A 15,989-nucleotide genomic window follows, 5' to 3' on the forward strand; every position below is an offset into this window, starting at 1 on the left:
ACTCGTATTTGATTCATGGGGGATCGCTATACGACCCCGGCCTCACGCAGAGGTTGCCTGCTGCGCGCCACTTTCTTGCGGGCTGCGTACCAGTGGCAGGCGCACGCTGAATGTCGCGCCCTGGCCCTCGGTACTGCTGACCGTGATGCTGCCGCCATGGGCCAGCACGATCTGTTCGGAAATATACAGGCCCAGCCCCAGGCCGGCACTGCTCTGGTTGGAGCATACCCGCTCGAACTGCTGGAAGATGCGCTGCTGGTTCTCGGCACTGATGCCGATGCCATGGTCGCGCACCTGCACGCAGGCCATGCCCTGCTCCTCGAACACGCGCACCTGCACCGGCGACTTGGCGCCATAGCGCAGGGCGTTGGTGAGCAGGTTGGCGATCACCTGCTCGATACGAAACTCGTCCCAGTAGCCGACCAGTTCGGCGCCGGCCTGCAGGCTGATGCTCGAGTCGACCGCAGCCGCCTGGGCGGCAAAGTTCTCGACCAGGCCGCTGACCAGCTGGCACAGGTCGAACGATGCGGGCCGGATCGACAGCTTGCCGGTACGGATGCGCGACACGTCGAGCATGTCTTCGATCAGCCGGATCAGGCTGTTGATCTGGCGCTCGTCACGCTCGACCATGGCGTGCATCTTGTCCAGGGTGAAGGCATCGGCGTTGTTGCGCGCCAGGTGCAGCTTGCGCAGCTGGGTCTCCAGTATCAGACCGTTGAGCGGTGTGCGCACCTCGTGGGAGACGATCGACATGAAGTCGTCGCGCATGCGTACCGCGTGCTCCAGCTCGCTGCGCGTGACCTGCAGCTGCGCCAGCAGCAGCTCCTGCTCCTGGCGGCTGCGCTCCAGGGCCTCCAGCTGCTGGCCGAGGGCCTTGCGCTGGCGGTACAGGTCGATGAACACCGCCACCTTGCTCTTCACCGCCTGGGTGTCCAGCGGCTTGTGCAGGAAGTCCACCGCGCCGCTCTCGTAGCCCTTGAAGGCGTAGTTCATCTCGCGTGCCGCAGCGCTAACGAACACGATGGGAATGTTCTTGGTCTTTTCCGTACCGCGCATCATCTCGGCCAGTTCGAAACCGTTCATTCCGGGCATCTGGACGTCGAGGATGGCCAGCGCGAACTCGTGCTCGAGCAACAGCGACAACGCATGGTCGGCCGATTGCGCCTGGTACACGTTGCGGTCCGGCCCCTTGATCAGCGCCTCGAGCGCCAGCAGGTTTTCCGGCAGGTCGTCGACGATCAGCAGGTTTGCTTGGATATGGCTTAGCATGCACGTGGTTCCAGCTTGGCGAGCAATTGCCCGATGCCATTCAATGGGAGTATGTGGTCGGGCCGGTGCAGCGCCAGCGCCGCCTCGGGCATGACCGCGACTTGCGCCTCATGCGGGTCTTGAATCAGGGTAGTACCGCCGTGCTCCTTGATGCGCGCCAGCCCGCGCGCACCGTCTTCGTTGGCGCCGGTCAGCAACACGCCGACCAGGCCGTCGCCATAGGCATCGGCGGCCGACTCGAAGAGGATGTCGATCGAAGGGCGGGAAAAGTGCACGCGGTCCTCCTGGCTCAGGGACAGGCTGCGGTCACGCTCCACCGACAGGTGATAGCCGGGGCCGGCCACGTAGATCATGCCCGGCACCACGCTTTCCTTGTCGCGGGCCTCCTGCACGGGGCGCTGCAAGCGGCGGCTGAAGACTTCGGCCAGCTGGCTGTGGCGGTCGTCGGGCAGGTGCAGCACGCACAGCAGCGCAATGGCGTAGTCGGCGGGCAAGGCGGCAAACACCGTGAGCAGCGCCGACACGCCCCCGGCTGAAGCCCCCACCACGATCGCATCGGTGCCTTTCATGACTTTCGGTAGATCCGTTCTGGCTTGACCAGCGCGTCGAAGCGGTTGGCGTAAGCGGAAAAATCCAGGGTTTCCTTGCTGCCCAGCACCAGAAAGCCACGGTGGCACAGCGAGTCGTGAAACAGGCCGAAGGCCCGGTCCTGCAGGGTCTTGTTGAAGTAGATGAGCACGTTGCGGCACGAGATCAGCTGGGTTTCGGAGAACACGCTGTCGGTGGCCAGGCTGTGGTCGGCGAAGGTCACGTTTTCGCGCAGGCTGCTGTCGATGATCGCGTTGCCATAGGCGGCAGTGTAGTAGTCGCTGAAGGCCCGGCGCCCGCCGGCCTTCTGGTAGTTCTCGGTGTACTCGCGCATGTTCTGCATCGAGTAGATGCCCTGCTTGGCCTTTTCCAGCGAGCTGGGGTTGATGTCGGTGGCGTAGATGATGGTGCGTTCGAGCAACCCTTCTTCGCGCAGCAGGATGGCCATGGAGTAGACCTCCTCGCCCGTGCTGCAGCCGGCAATCCAGATCTTGATCGAGGGCCAGGTCTTGAGGTGCGGCACCACCTCCTCGCGCAGCGCGAGGAAGTGACCGGGGTCGCGAAACATCTCGCTCACCGGGATGGTGAGGTACTGCAGCAACTGCATGAACACACTCGGGTCGTGCAGCACCCGTTCCTGCAGGGCCGACACCGTGGCACATTCGAACTGGCGCACGGCATGCAGCACCCGGCGCTTGATCGAAGCGCCGGAATAGTCGCGAAAGTCGTAGCTGTACTTGAGGTAGATCGCCTCGATCAGCAGCCGGATTTCAATGTCGGTGTTACGTTCGATACTCAAATTCGCTCCAGTTGCGGCAGCCATACCCGAATCAGGGAGAACAGCCGGTCCAGCTCTATCGGCTTGGCCAGGTAGTCGTTGGCGCCGGCCTGCAGGCAGCGCTCCTGGTCATCCTTCATGGCCTTGGCGGTGACGGCGATGATCGGCAGCTTGCGCCAGCGCGGGTCCTTGCGAATGCGCCGGGTGGCTTCATAGCCGTCCATCTCCGGCATCATCACGTCCATCAGCACCAGGTCGATATCGCTGACCTGCTCGAGTTTTTCGATGGCCTCGCGGCCATTGCGACCGATCTCCACGATCGCGCCCTTGTGCTCCAGCGCACTGGTGAGGGCGAAGATGTTGCGCACGTCGTCGTCCACCAGCAGGATCTTGCGCCCCTCGAACACCTTGTCGCGGCTGCGCGCGGTCTTGAGCATGCGCTGACGTTCATGGGACAGCGTCGACTCGACTTTGTGCAGAAACAGCGTGACTTCATCCAGCAACCGCTCGGGTGAACGCGCGCCCTTGATGATGATCGAGCGCGAGTACTTGAGCAGGTCGGCCTCTTCGTCGCGGGTCAGGTTGCGCCCGGTGTAGACGATCACCGGCGGGAACGAGCGGATATCGTCGGCGGTCATGCGCTTGAGCAGCTCGTTGCCGAGCATGTCGGGCAGCTTGAGGTCGATGATCATGCAGTCGTAGATGTTCTCGCGCAGCAGCTCCAGGGCTTCCTGGGCCATGCCCACCGCGGTGATCTTGATGTCTTCGTCGCCGATCAGGCGGGCGATGCTTTCGCGCTGCAGGTCATCGTCTTCCACCAGCAGGATGTGCTTGAGCTTCTGGGTCAGCTTGGCTTCCAGGCGGCCGAACACGGCCTTGAGCTCCTCGCGGCTGGTGGGCTTGACCGCATAGCCGATCGCGCCCATGTGCATGGCCGCCTCGACACGGTCCTCGACCGAGATGATGTGCACCGGTATGTGCCGGGTGGACGCCTGCTCCTTGAGCCGCTGCAGCACGGTTAGGCCGGAATGGTCGGGCAGGCGCATGTCCAGCAGGATGGCGTCGGGGATGTAGCTGGCCGCCAGTTCGAAGCCTTCGTCGGCGGCCTGGGCCACCAGGCAGCTGTAGCCCAGTTCGTGGGCCAGGTCGAAGAGGATGCGGGCAAAGTTGGGCTCGTCCTCGATCACCAGGATGCAGCGGTTGCTGAACGGTGCCAGGTGACGGTCGTCGGCGAAGCTGGCCGCCGGGCGCGGGGCTTCGGCGGCCGGCAGCACGACGGGGGCCGCCACGGGCAACGGCGCGGCGGCGCGGGCCACCAGTGCCAGCGGCTGCGCCTCGACGCTCGGCTCGTACGACTCGGGCAGTATCAGGCTGAACACGCTGCCCTGGCCCAGTTGGCTTTCGACACGGATCTGGCCGCCCAGCAACTGCGCCAGGTCACGGGAAATCGACAGCCCCAGGCCCGTGCCGCCGTAGCGCCGGTTGGTGGTGCCGTCGGCCTGGTGGAAGGCTTCGAAGATGCTCTGCTGCTGGTCGTCGGCAATGCCGATGCCACTGTCGCGCACCGAGAACACGATGCCGGTGCCGGCCTGGTAGCCGATGGTCAGCGCCACCTGGCCGCGCTCGGTGAACTTCAGCGCGTTGGACAGCAGGTTCTTGAGGATCTGCTCCAGGCGCTGTCGATCGGTGAACAGGGTGGCCGGCACCTGCGGCTCTACGGTGACGCTGAAGGCCAGCTGCTTCTGCTGCGCCAGCGGCTCGAACAGGCTGCGCAGGCCTTCGGCCATGCGGCTGATGTGGGTGGTTTCGGCGCGTACATCGAGCTTGCCGGCCTCGACCTTGGCGATGTCGAGAATGTCGTTGATCAGGTTGAGCAGGTCGTTGCCGGCCGAATAGATCGACTCGGCGAACTTGACCTGCTCGGCGCTGAGGTTGTCCTGCGGGTTCTCGGCCAGCAGCTTGGCCAGGATCAGCGAGCTGTTGAGCGGGGTGCGCAGCTCGTGGGACATGTTGGCGAGGAATTCGGACTTGTACTTGCTCGAGCGCTGCAGTTCCTCTGCACGCTCCTGCAGCTCGACCTGCACCCGGTTCAGCTCGCCGTTCTTGCGGTCCAGCGCATCGCGCTGCTCGGCCAGCGCGTCGGTACGCTCGGCCAGTTGCTCGTTGGTCTGCTCCAGCTCGGCCTGCTGCGTCTCCAGATGGGCCTGGGACTCCTTGAGCACCCGGGACTGTTCCTCGAGCTCTTCGTTGGCAGTCTTGAGCTCTTCCTGCTGCACCTGCAGCTCTTCGTTGAGCTGCTGGGTTTCGGCCAGCACTTCCTGCAGGCGCTGGCGATAGCGCGCACTCTCGATGGAGGTGCCCAGGTTGTCGGCCAACCGCTCGAGAAACTCGATGTCGCGGTCCTCCACTGCGCGCAGAAAGCCCAGCTCGACCACACCATTGACCTGGCCGTCGTTGATCGCCGGAATCACCAGCACGTTGCGCGGGCACCCCTCGCCCAGCCCGGAGCTGACCTTGAAGTAGTCCTGCGGCACCTCGTCCAGGCGCATCAGGCGACGCTGCGCCACGGCCTGGGCAAGGATGCCCTCCTGGGCGCCGACGACCTGCTCCTGCCCCTGCTGCTCGCGGGAGAAGCCGTAGCTGGCCACGCGGCGCAGGCTGCCATGCTCGTCGCGCACGTACACGGCCGCCACAACGCTGCCCAGGTAATGGGCGAAGAACTGCAGGATGTTGTTGCCCAGCATCGGCAGGGTCAGTTGCCCCAGCACCTGCTCGGCCAGACGCGATTGCCCGGCGCGCTGCCAGGCCTGCTGTTCGAGGCGCTCGGCAGCGCGCTGCTGGGCCTCCAGGTTGGCCGCGTAGTTGCTGGACAGGTTGAGCAGGTCGCGGCGGCCGATGTAGGCCAGCAATGCGCTGAGCAGCACCACGAAGGCCAGGTAAAGGGAAATGGACCACTTCGTGGTGTTGCTGACCTGATCGTTGCGGGCAAGACGCAGCTGTTGCTCCATCGCGACGAAATCGTCGAACTCCTTGCGGATCTCGTCGGTCAGGCGCTTGCCCTGACCGAGCTTGATGGGCGTGCGGTAGTCGTCATTGGCGCGGCGCAGGGCGATCATGTCCTTGCCGAAGTTGTTCCAGGCGGCCTGCAGGGCTTGCAGGCGGCTCAGGCGGTCGACCTGCTGCGGGTTGTCGGCCACCAGTTCCTTGAGCGTCTCGAGTTCGGCCTGTATGCGTGGCTTGGCCACTTCATAGGGGTCGAGGAACTGCTCGTCGCCGGTGAGCAGGAACCCGCGCATGCCGGTTTCCATGTCGATGGACAGCTTGACCGCCTCGTTGGCGTTGTTGATCACCCGGTCGGTGTGGGCGACCCACTGGATGACCGACAGCAGGTAGGCAATCACGGCGACGAAAACCACCGCACTGATCAGACCGACCCCCAGGGGCAGGCCGATGTTGCGGCTCAGCAGCTTGCGAAAGCTCTGCTGATCGGTCGAGGCTGGTTGACTCATTGGAAAGGCCCGAGCAAGTAGACGAACGAAAGAGTGTGACGGATTTTCGAGCAATTGTTCCAGTTTTCCGCCAGTTCAATGCCCGCAGCGTGGCGCCGTGCCCGTGTTGGCCGGGCATCGAGCCCGTATTTGAGCCAGTGCTGCGCCAAACGTTCCCTGTTTGGCCAGAGCCCGCTATGCTCACTGGCTGGTACGTTTGACGATCCAGGGAACTAAGCACCGCGTGCTGTTTACAGATAGTGTGTCACCCATTTTCACAGGATCCTGCCATGCCCGATAATCACCCTCTTCTGGTCGTCGAAGACGACGCCATCGTGCGCATGCTGATGGTGGATGTGCTCGATGAACTGGGTTACCAGGTGGTGGAGGCCAAAGATGCCGAACAAGCGCTGCAAGTGCTGGGCAACCCGGACAAACCCCTTGCCCTGATGATGACCGATGTCGGCTTGCCCGACATGGACGGCAAGCAACTGGCGGGCAAGGCCCGCGAACTGCGGCCGCTGTTACCCATCCTGTTCGCCAGTGGCTATGCCGACAGCTTCGATGTGCCCGAGGGCATGCACATGATCGGCAAGCCGTTCAGCATCGACCAGCTGCGCGACAAGGTGACCTCGATTCTGGCCCTCTAGGCGCGCCAGCTCCCGCACCGCTGTACCTGCGGGAGCCGGCCTGCCGCCGAAGAGGCCGAAACGGGTGGCCCGGATTCTGGTTTAATACGCCTTTTTTGCCCAAAGGCCCGCCCTCCCCATGCACCCAACCGCCCTCCACGTCCTGGTCATCGGCTATGTCTGGCCCGAACCCCGCTCTTCGGCCGCCGGCGGGCACATGATGCAGCTGCTGGAGTGTTTTCTGGAGCGCGGCTGGCGCATCACCTTCAGCAGCCCCGCAGCCATCGGCGAACACAAGGCCGACCTCGCGAGCCTGGGCATCGCCGAGCAGGCCATCGAGCTGAACAACGCCAGTTTCGACCGTTTCATCGCCGACCTTGCCCCCGACGTGGTGCTGTTCGATCGCTTCATGATGGAGGAGCAGTTCGGCTGGCGCGTCGAGAAGCATTGCCCGGCGGCCCTGCGCGTGCTCGAGACCTCCGACCTGCAGAGCCTGCGCGATGCCCGTCATCAGTTGCTGCGCCGGCGCCTGGCCGAGGGCCTGGACAGCAACGACTTTCGCGCGCTGTTCAACACCTCGGGCCCCGACCTGTATCGCCAGATGGCCGGTGCCGACCTGGCCCAGCGTGAACTGGCGGCGATCTACCGCAGCGACCTGAGCCTGATGATCTCGGATGTCGAGATAGACCTGCTGGTCAATGGCTTCGGCGTGCCCGAGGCGTTGCTGCACTGGTGCCCGCTGATGCTGGCGCCGCCCACCGAAGCCTTCAGGCCGTTCGCGGAACGCGAGCACTTTCTCAGCATCGGCAACTTCCGCCACGCGCCGAACTGGGATGCGGTGCTGTGGATGAAGCACAGCCTGTGGCCGATGATCCGCCGTCGCCTGCCCAAGGCTCAGTTGCACATCTATGGTGCCTACACGCCGCCCAAGGCCACCGCGCTGCACAATGCTGCCGAAGGGTTTCACGTGATGAACTGGGCTGAGGACGCCCTGCAGGTGATGAGCGGCGCACGGGTGTGCCTGGCTCCGCTGCGCTTTGGCGCCGGCATCAAGGGCAAGCTGACCGATGCGATGCTGTGCGGCACGCCCAGCGTGACCACCCCGATTGGCGCCGAGGCCATGCACGGCGACCTGCCCTGGCCAGGCCTGGTGGCCGACACCGCCGAAGGGTTGGCCGATGCCGCGGCGCGGCTCTACAGCGAGCAACCGCGCTGGGAGCAGGCCCAGCGCGACGGGCGCCAGCTGCTGAGCGCCCGCTACGACAGGCGCTGGCACGACCAGGCCCTGGTGCAGCGCATCGAACACACGCTGGCGCACCTGGATGAACAGCGCCTGTACAACTTCACCGGGGCCATGCTGCGCCACCATCACCACAAGAGCACCCAGTACATGGCCCAGTGGATCGAGGCCAAGAACCGGCCTAGCGGCGGCGCAGCAGATACGTGTCCATGATCCAGCCCTTGCGCGCGCGGGCCTGCTCGCGCTGAGCCAGGATCTGCGCCTTGACCTGCATCAGCGGCCCCTCGATCAGCAGCTCGTCGGCAGTGCCCAGATAGGCGCCCCAATAGATGTGCAGGTGCGGATCGTCCAGTTCGACAAAGGCGCATTGCCCGTCCAGCATCACCACCACGTTGTCGATGCCTGACTCATCAGCCAGGCGTCGGCCCGGCAGGATATGCAGCGGCTCGCCAATACGGTTCAGTGCAATGCGGTGAGCGGCCGCCAGGGCCTGGACGCTGCTGATGCCGGGGATGACTTCAAGGCTGAACGCCGGCTGCGCCACCCGCTCCAGAATGCGCAGGGTGCTGTCGTAAAGCGTCGGCTCGCCCCACAGCAGGAACGCGCCGCATTGCCCCTCGGCAAGCTCGTCGTGCAGCAGGCGCCCATACAGCGCAGCGCGCTGGCGGTGCCAGTCCTCCACGGCACCGACGTAGTCTGCAGCCGCCGCGTCGCGTTGCGGGTCTTCGACCTGCACCAGGCGATAGGGCCGGGTGACGTGGCGCTCCAGCAGCTCCTTGCGCAGGCGCAGCAGGTCGTCCTTGGCGGCGCCCTTGTCCAGCACGAAGAACACGTCGGCGCGGTTCAGGCTGTCGATGGCTTCGAGGGTGATCTGCCGGGGGTTGCCCGGGCCTATTCCAATCAGCAGCAGGTGTTTCATCGCAAGCTCTCCCAGGGGCGCGCGGCCATTGTCGGCCGGCCCGCGCCACTTGGCAAAGCCTGCGCCTACAGTACGGAGAAGTTGTAGCTGACGATCACCCGGGTCTCATCCATGTCGCGGGCGAATTTTTCGTAGTTGCTGCGGTAGGTGGAGTTGCGCAGGCGCACGCTGACGTCCTTGAAGGTGCCGCTCTGCACCTGGTACTTGAGTTCGCTGTCGCGCTCCCATTCCTTGCCCTGTGCCGGGCTGCCCGGCACCTTGACGTGATCGCCGCTGATGTAGCGGGTCAGGAAGCTCAGGCCTTCGAGCCCTACTGCCTTGAAGTCGTAGTCGTAGCGCACCTGCCAGGACCGCTCCTGGGCCGCAGCGAAGTCGTTGACCTGGGCGTAGTTGACCAGGTAGGGGTTGCTGCCATCGAGGTACGGCATGGCGTTCTCGCCGTACATGCGCTGCCAGCCGGCGCTGAGCTTGTGCCCGCCCAGGCTGTAGCCAAGCATGGCGCTGAAGGCACGGTGGTCGATGTCGCCGGCACGGGCACGACCGATGTCGTCGCTCTTGATCAGGCGCAGGTCGGCCGAGAGGCGGCCCACGCTCAAGGGCTGGCTGGCCACCAGCCCGAGGAAATGCTGGCGATAGATGTTTTCGAGCTTGGCCACCTGGTACTGCGCGCTCAGGCGCTCGTTGAAGCGGTACTCCAGCCCGGCCGTGTCGAAGTGGTCGGCGCGGGTGTCGCAGGCATAGCGCTTGTTCTTGCAGTGCACGCGGATGTCTTGCTGGTCGGTCGAATCGCGGGCGGTGTACTTGTCGAGCCGCGCGGCGCTGAAGGTGAGGTTGTCGACCTCTCTGGACGTCAGCATCGCGCCATGGAACATGGTGGGCAACAGGCGCCCGTCGTTGTACTTGAGCAGCGGCATGTCCGGCAGCATGGCACCGTATTTCAATACGGTCTGCGAGTAACGCACCTTGCCGGCCACACCCAGTTTTGCGTACTGATCGGCCGAATGGCGCGGGTTGTGGCCGCTGGAAGGCAGCAGCCCGCTGTTGCTGTCGGCCGGGCTGGAATCGAGTTTGAAACCCAGCATGCCCAGCGCATCGATACCAAAGCCCACGGTGCCCTGGGTATACCCGGACTGCGCGTTGAGTATGAAACCCTGCGCCCACTCTTCACGTTTCGACGCGCCCTGGGAGGAGGCGGTGTGACCGTCACGAAAGTCGCGATTGAAATACACATTGCGCGCCTCGATGTTGACACTGCTGTCTTGCAGGAAACCACTGGCCTGGGCCGAAACAGTAACGAAGGACAACAACGCGCCGACCACCGGGCGTTGGGCAATGAAGGGAGTTGGGGCACGCATGAAAAGCAGTATCCAGAACGAAGGGCAAGGTATCCATCAGCCCCGACGGGGCTGGGCAAGGGCCGCTGCACACAACTAGGCAGCGACCGCTTATTGTCTCCAAAGCGCTCTGGCACGGGCCATTGGACCATGGTCTAGAACAGATGCCGATGCGGTAATTAATTCTTTAGTGTGGCGAGCACTGTGCAATAAGAAAGTTCCGTAGTGTGTTGTCGTAAAAGTTTGATGTTTATCGCAGGGCGATTGACTACACTCTTTTTACTGTGTTGTTTGTTTTCTACCCGGTGACGCGGCATCAATAGCGGCCTCAAGCGGTTGCGCCGCGCACGGCCCTTACCGACCAACAGGAGAGATGACAGTGTCCAGACTTGCAGAGTTTCGTGCTGCCGAAAAAGCCCTTCAGGAACAGCTTGCTCAACTGGAGGCACTGAAAAAAGACGCCGGCCTCAAACGGGAAATCGAATTCGAGCAGAAACTTGTCAGCCTGATGAAAACCTATGACAAGGGCTTGCGCGACATCATCAATATTCTCGACCCGGCGGCCACTACGCGCCGGCCTGCCAGCGCGCCGAAACAACGCCGTGCGCGCGTGGTGAAAGTCTATGAAAACCCGCATACCGGCGAGCTGATCGAAACCAAGGGCGGCAATCATCACGGCCTCAAGGCATGGAAGCAGGAGTACGGCGCACAGACAGTCGACAGCTGGTTGCGCAAGTGAAACAGTACTTCACACTTTTTTCACATGTACTGGCTCAGGATGAAGACTGCTAAAGGATTAGCGCCCCATACGCCCGCTTCGGCGGGCTTCTAATTCTTGCGCCCCGTCAGGCCTGGCCGACGGGGCGCAAACCGTTTGCGCAATCGCTTCAGTTCCGTATCATTGCTCCCTGACTGTTTTGCTGGCGCGCCAAGCGCCGGCCCTATCTGCGGAGTGCCCATGAGCCTGCAAAACCTCGACACCCTCCCCGGCGTCACCGCGCAACCGGATGCCGCGACCCACAACTTCGTGTTCAACCACACCATGCTGCGGGTCAAGGACGTCGCCAAGTCCCTGGACTTCTACACCCGCGTTCTGGGCTTCAGCCTCGTGGAAAAACGCGACTTCCCGGAAGCCGAATTCAGCCTGTACTTCCTGGCGCTGGTGGACAAGGCGCAGATTCCGGCCGACCCGGCCAAGCGTACCGAGTGGATGAAGTCGATCCCGGGCATCCTCGAACTGACCCACAACCACGGCACCGAAAACGATCCCGCGTTCGCCTACCACAACGGCAACACCGACCCGCGCGGTTTCGGCCATATCTGCATCGCCGTACCGGACATCCGCGCGGCCTGCGAGCGCTTCGAACAGCTGGGCGTGAACTTCCAGAAGCGCCTGAGCGACGGGCGCATGAAGCACCTGGCCTTCATCAAGGACCCGGACGATTACTGGGTAGAGATCATCCAGCCGACCGAGTTCTGACAGCGGCCCCGGGGGCGCGCTCGTCGGCGCGCCGCCCCCGCGCACCTGGCTGTGGTATACCGGAGCTGATACCGGTTGAAGCCACCACAGCGAGGTAGCGCTCATGCACACCCTTGAATGTGTCCACCGCAACTACACGGTCACGGCAAACGTGGTCCCGCATGCCGGCATTCCCCTGCCGTTCGAAGTCGGATGCCGCATCACCTCCCCAGACAAGCACAGCACCCGGCGATTGTGTGCCCACGCGCCGCTGTTTCTGGCCGACCTGGAAAACGCCCAGCGCGCGTCGATTGCACTGGGCAAGTCGCTGGTCGACCAGCAACTGGACAAGGGCCGGTCGCTGTTCGAATAGGCCACGCAAAAGCCCTGACAGGCTGACCTGTCAGGGCTTTTGCGTTGTTGCACCGTCACAGGCCGGCAAGGCCGGCGATGCGCCTCAGGCCGGAGCGCTGGTACGGATCAGGTGGTCGAAAGCTGCCAGCGACGCCTTGGCCCCCTCACCCACCGCGATCACGATCTGTTTGTAGGGCACCGTGGTCACGTCACCGGCGGCAAACACGCCCGGCACGCTGGTCTGGCCCCGCGCATCGACAATGATCTCGCCACGGGGCGACAGCTCGAGGGTGCCCTTGAGCCAATCGGTGTTGGGCAGCAGGCCGATCTGGACGAAGATCCCTTCCAGCGCGATGTCATGCTGCACGTCGCTGTTGCGGTCCTTGTAGCGCAACCCGTTGACCTTCTGGCCGTCGCCCAGCACTTCGGTGGTCAAGGCGCTGGTGATCACGGTCACGTTGGCCAGGCTGTGCAGCTTGCGCTGCAGCACCGCGTCGGCACGCAACTGGCTGTCGAACTCGATCAGCGTGACATGGGCGACGATACCGGCCAGGTCGATGGCCGCCTCCACACCGGAGTTGCCACCACCGATCACCGCCACACGCTTGCCCTTGAACAGCGGGCCGTCGCAGTGCGGGCAGTAGGCCACGCCACGGCTGCGGTACTCCTTTTCGCCCGGCACGTTCATCTCGCGCCAGCGTGCGCCGGTGGCCAGGATCACGGTCTTGGCCTTGAGCGTGGCACCGTTGGCCATGCGCACCTGGTGCAGCGCGCCGTCCTGGCCCGGCACCAGCGCATCGGCGCGCTGCAGGTTCATGATGTCGACGTCGTACTGCTTGACGTGCTCTTCCAGCGCCATGGCCAGCTTCGGCCCTTCGGTCTCCTGCACGGAGATGAAGTTCTCGATGGCCATGGTGTCCAGCACCTGCCCGCCGAAGCGCTCGGCAGCCACGCCGGTGCGAATGCCCTTGCGGGCCGCGTAGATCGCTGCTGCCGCGCCTGCCGGCCCACCACCGACCACCAGCACGTCGAAGGCGTCCTTGGCGTTGAGTTTCTCGGCCTGGCGCTCGCTGGTGCCGGTGTCGAGCTTGGCGACGATCTCCTCCAGGCCCATGCGGCCCTGGCCGAACACTTCGCCATTGAGGTAGACGCTGGGCACTGCCATCACCTGGCGTGCCTCGACTTCGGCCTGGAACAGCGCGCCGTCGATGGCCACATGGCGCACGTTGGGGTTGAGTACCGCCATCAGGTTCAGCGCCTGCACCACGTCCGGGCAGTTCTGGCACGACAGCGAGAAGTAGGTTTCGAAGTTGAACTCACCCTTGAGCCCGGCGACCTGTTCGATCAGCTCGGCGCTCGCCTTGGAGGGGTGGCCACCGACTTGCAGCAGCGCCAGCACCAGCGAGGTGAATTCGTGGCCCATGGGGATGCCGGCAAAGCGCAGGCTGATATCGCCCCCCGGGCGATTGAGCGAGAACGACGGGCGACGGGCGTCGGCACCGTCCTCGCGCAAGGTAATCAGATCCGACAGGCTGGCGATTTCCCGCAGCAGGTCGTGCATTTCACGGGACTTCGCGCCGTCGTCGAGGGAGGCAACGATCTCGATCGGCTGGGTGACCCGCTCCAGGTAGGCTTTCAACTGAGTTTTAAGCGTGGCGTCCAACATACGGGCGATTCCTTTTCAAACGGTAGAAAAAACAACGCCCGGGCAGAGTCGCCCGGGCGTTTTGCGGGGCGGGACAGACTTCAGGTGCGGTGGCCCGCCCTCGGCTGGTTCACGGTCTTAGATCTTGCCGACCAGGTCCAGCGATGGCGCCAGGGTAGCTTCGCCTTCTTTCCACTTGGCCGGGCAGACTTCGCCTGGGTGGGCAGCGACGTACTGGGCAGCCTTGACCTTGCGCAGCAGCTCGCTGGCATCACGGCCTACACCGCCGTCGTTGAGTTCGACGATCTTGATCTGGCCTTCAGGGTTGATCACGAAGGTACCGCGGTCGGCCAGGCCGGCTTCTTCGATCAGCACGTCGAAGTTGCGCGAGATGACGTGGGTCGGGTCACCGATCAGCGGGTACTGGATCTTGCCGATGGTTTCCGAGGTGTCGTGCCAGGCTTTGTGGGTGAAGTGGGTGTCGGTCGACACACCGTAGATTTCCACGCCCAGCTTCTTGAATTCAGCGTAGTTGTCGGCCAGGTCGCCCAGTTCGGTCGGGCAGACGAAGGTGAAGTCGGCCGGGTAGAAGAACACCACGGACCACTTGCCCTTCAGGTCGGCTTCGGAAACAGGGACGAATTCGCCGTTGTGGTAGGCAGTAGCGTTGAACGGTTTGACCTGGCTGTTGATGATAGGCATCGGTGACTCTCCTCAGGGTTGAAAAACTTGATGGGAGAATCCTAACCATTCATCGCCGATAGCGCTCATTGGCAAAGCTGATGCTGGTGATTGGTTTTGGCTATAAAGCTCAGTACAGATAGACGATTTATGTTGATGCGATCGCGGGCCAAGCCCGCTCCCACAAAGACCGTTGCAATCGCTGTGGGAGCGGGCTTGACCCGCGCTGGAAGCACCGCTTAGCGCGTAGGCGTACGCAGGGTCACGAACTCCTCCGCGGCTGTCGGGTGCACACCGATGGTTTCGTCGAACTGCTGCTTGGTCGCCCCGGCCTTGAGCGCGATGCCCAGGCCCTGGATGATCTCGCCGGCATCCGGCCCGACCATGTGACAGCCCAGCACGCGGTCGGTGTCGGCATCGACCACCAGTTTCATCAGGGTCTTCTCCTGCACGTCGGTGAGGGTCAGCTTCATTGGCCGGAAGCGGCTTTCGAAGATCTGCACCTTGTGCCCCGCCTCCAGCGCCTGCTCCTCGGTCAGGCCCACGGTGCCGATCGGCGGCTGACTGAACACCGCCGTCGGGATGTTCCGGTAATCCACCGGGCGATACTGCTCCGGCTTGAACAGGCGCCGCGCCACGGCCATGCCTTCGGCCAGGGCCACCGGAGTGAGCTGCACGCGGCCGATCACATCGCCAATGGCCAGAATCGACGGCTCGTCGGTCTGGTACTGGTCATCGACCTGCACGTAGCCGCGCTTGTCCAGTTGCACTTCGGTGTTCTCAAGCCCCAGGTTGTCGAGCATGGGGCGCCGGCCGGTGGCGTAGAACACGCAGTCGGCAATCAGCTCGCGACCATCCTTGAGGGTCGCCTTGAGGCTGCCATCGGGCTGCTGGTCGATACGCTGGATGTCGCTGTTGAACTGCAGGTCGAGACCGCGTTTTTCCAGCTCTTCCTTCAGGTGCGTGCGCACTGCGCCATCGAAGCCGCGCAGGAACAGGTCGCCCCGGTAGAGCAAGCTGGTCTTGGCGCCCAGCCCCTGGAGGATTCCGGCGAACTCCACCGCGATGTAACCACCCCCCACCACCAGCACACGCTTGGGCAGGGTCTTGAGGTAGAACGCCTCGTTGGAACTGATGGCCAGCTCGCGCCCGGGGATGTCCGGAATCTGTGGCCAGCCGCCGGTGGCGATCAGGATGTTCTTCGCGCTGTAGCGCGTGCCGTCCACCTCGACCTCATGGGGCCCGGTGAGGCGGCCGTGGCCTTCGAGCAGGGTCACGCCACTGTTGACCAGCAGGTTGCGGTAGATGCCGTTGAGCCGCTCGATTTCACGGTTCTTGTTGGCGATCAGCTGTGCCCAGTCGAACTGTGCATCTTCCAGCGACCAGCCGTAGCCTGCCGCCTGCTCGAAGTCATCGGCAAAGTGCGCGCCGTACACCAGCAGTTTTTTCGGCACGCAGCCGACGTTGACACACGTGCCGCCCAGGTAGCGGCTTTCGACCACCGCCACCTTTGCGCCGAAACCGGCAGCAAAACGTGCTGCACGCACACCGCCGGAACCGGCGCCAATCACGAACAGATCAAAATCGTAGGCCATATCAGTCTCC

Annotated in this window: 14 protein-coding genes; 5 read left to right on the forward strand and 9 right to left on the reverse strand. The window is 63.7% G+C overall.

The features are described from left to right. Window positions 1–42: 42 nt before the first annotated feature. The 4 genes from CR917_RS15235 to CR917_RS15250 are packed head-to-tail and all read right to left on the reverse strand — an operon-like array spanning window position 43 to window position 6,144. A complete protein-coding gene (locus CR917_RS15235; protein WP_043861755.1) occupies window positions 43–1,269 on the reverse strand; it encodes a hybrid sensor histidine kinase/response regulator in 1,227 nt (408 codons plus the stop codon). Beyond that, window positions 1,263–1,838: a chemotaxis protein CheB gene (locus tag CR917_RS15240; RefSeq protein ID WP_043861754.1), complete on the reverse strand. Its 576-nt coding sequence runs from the start codon at window positions 1,836–1,838 to the stop codon at window positions 1,263–1,265. The genes CR917_RS15235 and CR917_RS15240 overlap by 7 nt, the downstream gene beginning before the upstream one ends. Next, window positions 1,835–2,656, reverse strand: a complete 822-nt coding sequence (locus tag CR917_RS15245) for a protein-glutamate O-methyltransferase CheR (protein WP_043861753.1) — start codon at window positions 2,654–2,656, stop codon at window positions 1,835–1,837. Before CR917_RS15245 ends, CR917_RS15240 begins: the two co-directional genes overlap by 4 nt. After that, window positions 2,653–6,144 carry a response regulator gene (locus tag CR917_RS15250; protein ID WP_054914314.1) on the reverse strand — a complete coding sequence of 1,164 codons (3,492 nt, stop codon included), beginning with the start codon at window positions 6,142–6,144 and terminating at the stop codon, window positions 2,653–2,655. Before CR917_RS15250 ends, CR917_RS15245 begins: the two co-directional genes overlap by 4 nt. A gap of 269 nt (window positions 6,145–6,413) precedes the next feature. On the opposite strand from CR917_RS15250, the gene CR917_RS15255 reads away from it, so the two are divergent. Together CR917_RS15255 and CR917_RS15260 are read left to right on the forward strand one after the other, a co-directional pair. Next, the gene (locus tag CR917_RS15255) at window positions 6,414–6,773 is read left to right on the forward strand and encodes a response regulator (RefSeq protein ID WP_054914313.1); all 360 of its coding nucleotides are present in this window, start codon (window positions 6,414–6,416) and stop codon (window positions 6,771–6,773) included. Between the two features lie 118 nt (window positions 6,774–6,891). Continuing rightward, window positions 6,892–8,205, forward strand: a complete 1,314-nt coding sequence (locus tag CR917_RS15260; protein ID WP_104572574.1) for a glycosyltransferase — start codon at window positions 6,892–6,894, stop codon at window positions 8,203–8,205. On the opposite strand, the gene cobF is transcribed toward CR917_RS15260, so the two are convergent. Then, the gene (gene cobF / locus CR917_RS15265; RefSeq protein WP_104572575.1) at window positions 8,174–8,911 is read right to left on the reverse strand and encodes a precorrin-6A synthase (deacetylating); all 738 of its coding nucleotides are present in this window, start codon (window positions 8,909–8,911) and stop codon (window positions 8,174–8,176) included. The two genes, CR917_RS15260 and cobF, sit on opposite strands and share 32 nt — an antisense overlap. Before the next feature lie 65 nt (window positions 8,912–8,976). Beyond that, window positions 8,977–10,266, reverse strand: coding sequence for an OprD family porin (locus tag CR917_RS15270; protein ID WP_054914311.1), 1,290 nt, complete (start codon window positions 10,264–10,266; stop codon window positions 8,977–8,979). 358 nt (window positions 10,267–10,624) lie between these two features. Between CR917_RS15270 and CR917_RS15275 the strand changes: the two genes are divergently transcribed. The 3 genes from CR917_RS15275 to CR917_RS15285 all read left to right on the forward strand — a co-directional run bounded on the left by CR917_RS15275 (window position 10,625) and on the right by CR917_RS15285 (window position 12,077). Next, on the forward strand, window positions 10,625–10,984 hold the full coding sequence (locus CR917_RS15275; protein ID WP_043861747.1) for a histone-like nucleoid-structuring protein, MvaT/MvaU family: 360 nt from the start codon (window positions 10,625–10,627) through the stop codon (window positions 10,982–10,984). Between the two features lie 219 nt (window positions 10,985–11,203). Then, a complete protein-coding gene (gene gloA, locus CR917_RS15280) occupies window positions 11,204–11,725 on the forward strand; it encodes a lactoylglutathione lyase (protein WP_043861746.1) in 522 nt (173 codons plus the stop codon). 103 nt (window positions 11,726–11,828) lie between these two features. Next, the gene (locus CR917_RS15285; protein ID WP_054914310.1) at window positions 11,829–12,077 is read left to right on the forward strand and encodes a hypothetical protein; all 249 of its coding nucleotides are present in this window, start codon (window positions 11,829–11,831) and stop codon (window positions 12,075–12,077) included. 84 nt (window positions 12,078–12,161) lie between these two features. On the opposite strand, the gene ahpF is transcribed toward CR917_RS15285, so the two are convergent. The 3 genes from ahpF to gorA all read right to left on the reverse strand — a co-directional run bounded on the left by ahpF (window position 12,162) and on the right by gorA (window position 15,979). Next, window positions 12,162–13,724, reverse strand: coding sequence for an alkyl hydroperoxide reductase subunit F (gene ahpF / locus CR917_RS15290; RefSeq protein ID WP_058540356.1), 1,563 nt, complete (start codon window positions 13,722–13,724; stop codon window positions 12,162–12,164). Window positions 13,725–13,841: 117 nt separating this feature from the next. Then, complete coding sequence (gene ahpC / locus CR917_RS15295) at window positions 13,842–14,405, reverse strand: alkyl hydroperoxide reductase subunit C (protein ID WP_043861743.1); 564 nt, start codon at window positions 14,403–14,405, stop codon at window positions 13,842–13,844. A 218-nt stretch (window positions 14,406–14,623) separates the two neighbouring features. Next, window positions 14,624–15,979, reverse strand: coding sequence for a glutathione-disulfide reductase (gene gorA / locus CR917_RS15300; RefSeq protein WP_104572576.1), 1,356 nt, complete (start codon window positions 15,977–15,979; stop codon window positions 14,624–14,626). Window positions 15,980–15,989 lie beyond the last annotated feature (10 nt).

It is taken from the genome of Pseudomonas sp. BRM28 (assembly GCF_002939405.1).
Classification (GTDB): domain Bacteria; phylum Pseudomonadota; class Gammaproteobacteria; order Pseudomonadales; family Pseudomonadaceae; genus Aquipseudomonas; species Aquipseudomonas palmensis.

Bases quoted from the DNA above. Each gene is read 5' to 3' on its own strand.
- CR917_RS15235 (WP_043861755.1), bottom strand. From the start codon at position 1,269: ATGCTAAGCCATATCCAAGCAAACCTGCTGATCGTCGACGACCTGCCG.
- CR917_RS15240 (WP_043861754.1), bottom strand. From the start codon at position 1,838: ATGAAAGGCACCGATGCGATCGTGGTGGGGGCTTCAGCCGGGGGCGTG.
- CR917_RS15250 (WP_054914314.1), bottom strand. From the start codon at position 6,144: ATGAGTCAACCAGCCTCGACCGATCAGCAGAGCTTTCGCAAGCTGCTG.
- CR917_RS15255 (WP_054914313.1), top strand. From the start codon at position 6,414: ATGCCCGATAATCACCCTCTTCTGGTCGTCGAAGACGACGCCATCGTG.
- CR917_RS15260 (WP_104572574.1), top strand. From the start codon at position 6,892: ATGCACCCAACCGCCCTCCACGTCCTGGTCATCGGCTATGTCTGGCCC.
- cobF (WP_104572575.1), bottom strand. From the start codon at position 8,911: ATGAAACACCTGCTGCTGATTGGAATAGGCCCGGGCAACCCCCGGCAG.
- CR917_RS15270 (WP_054914311.1), bottom strand. From the start codon at position 10,266: ATGCGTGCCCCAACTCCCTTCATTGCCCAACGCCCGGTGGTCGGCGCG.
- gloA (WP_043861746.1), top strand. From the start codon at position 11,204: ATGAGCCTGCAAAACCTCGACACCCTCCCCGGCGTCACCGCGCAACCG.
- CR917_RS15285 (WP_054914310.1), top strand. From the start codon at position 11,829: ATGCACACCCTTGAATGTGTCCACCGCAACTACACGGTCACGGCAAAC.
- ahpF (WP_058540356.1), bottom strand. From the start codon at position 13,724: ATGTTGGACGCCACGCTTAAAACTCAGTTGAAAGCCTACCTGGAGCGG.
- ahpC (WP_043861743.1), bottom strand. From the start codon at position 14,405: ATGCCTATCATCAACAGCCAGGTCAAACCGTTCAACGCTACTGCCTAC.
- gorA (WP_104572576.1), bottom strand. From the start codon at position 15,979: ATGGCCTACGATTTTGATCTGTTCGTGATTGGCGCCGGTTCCGGCGGT.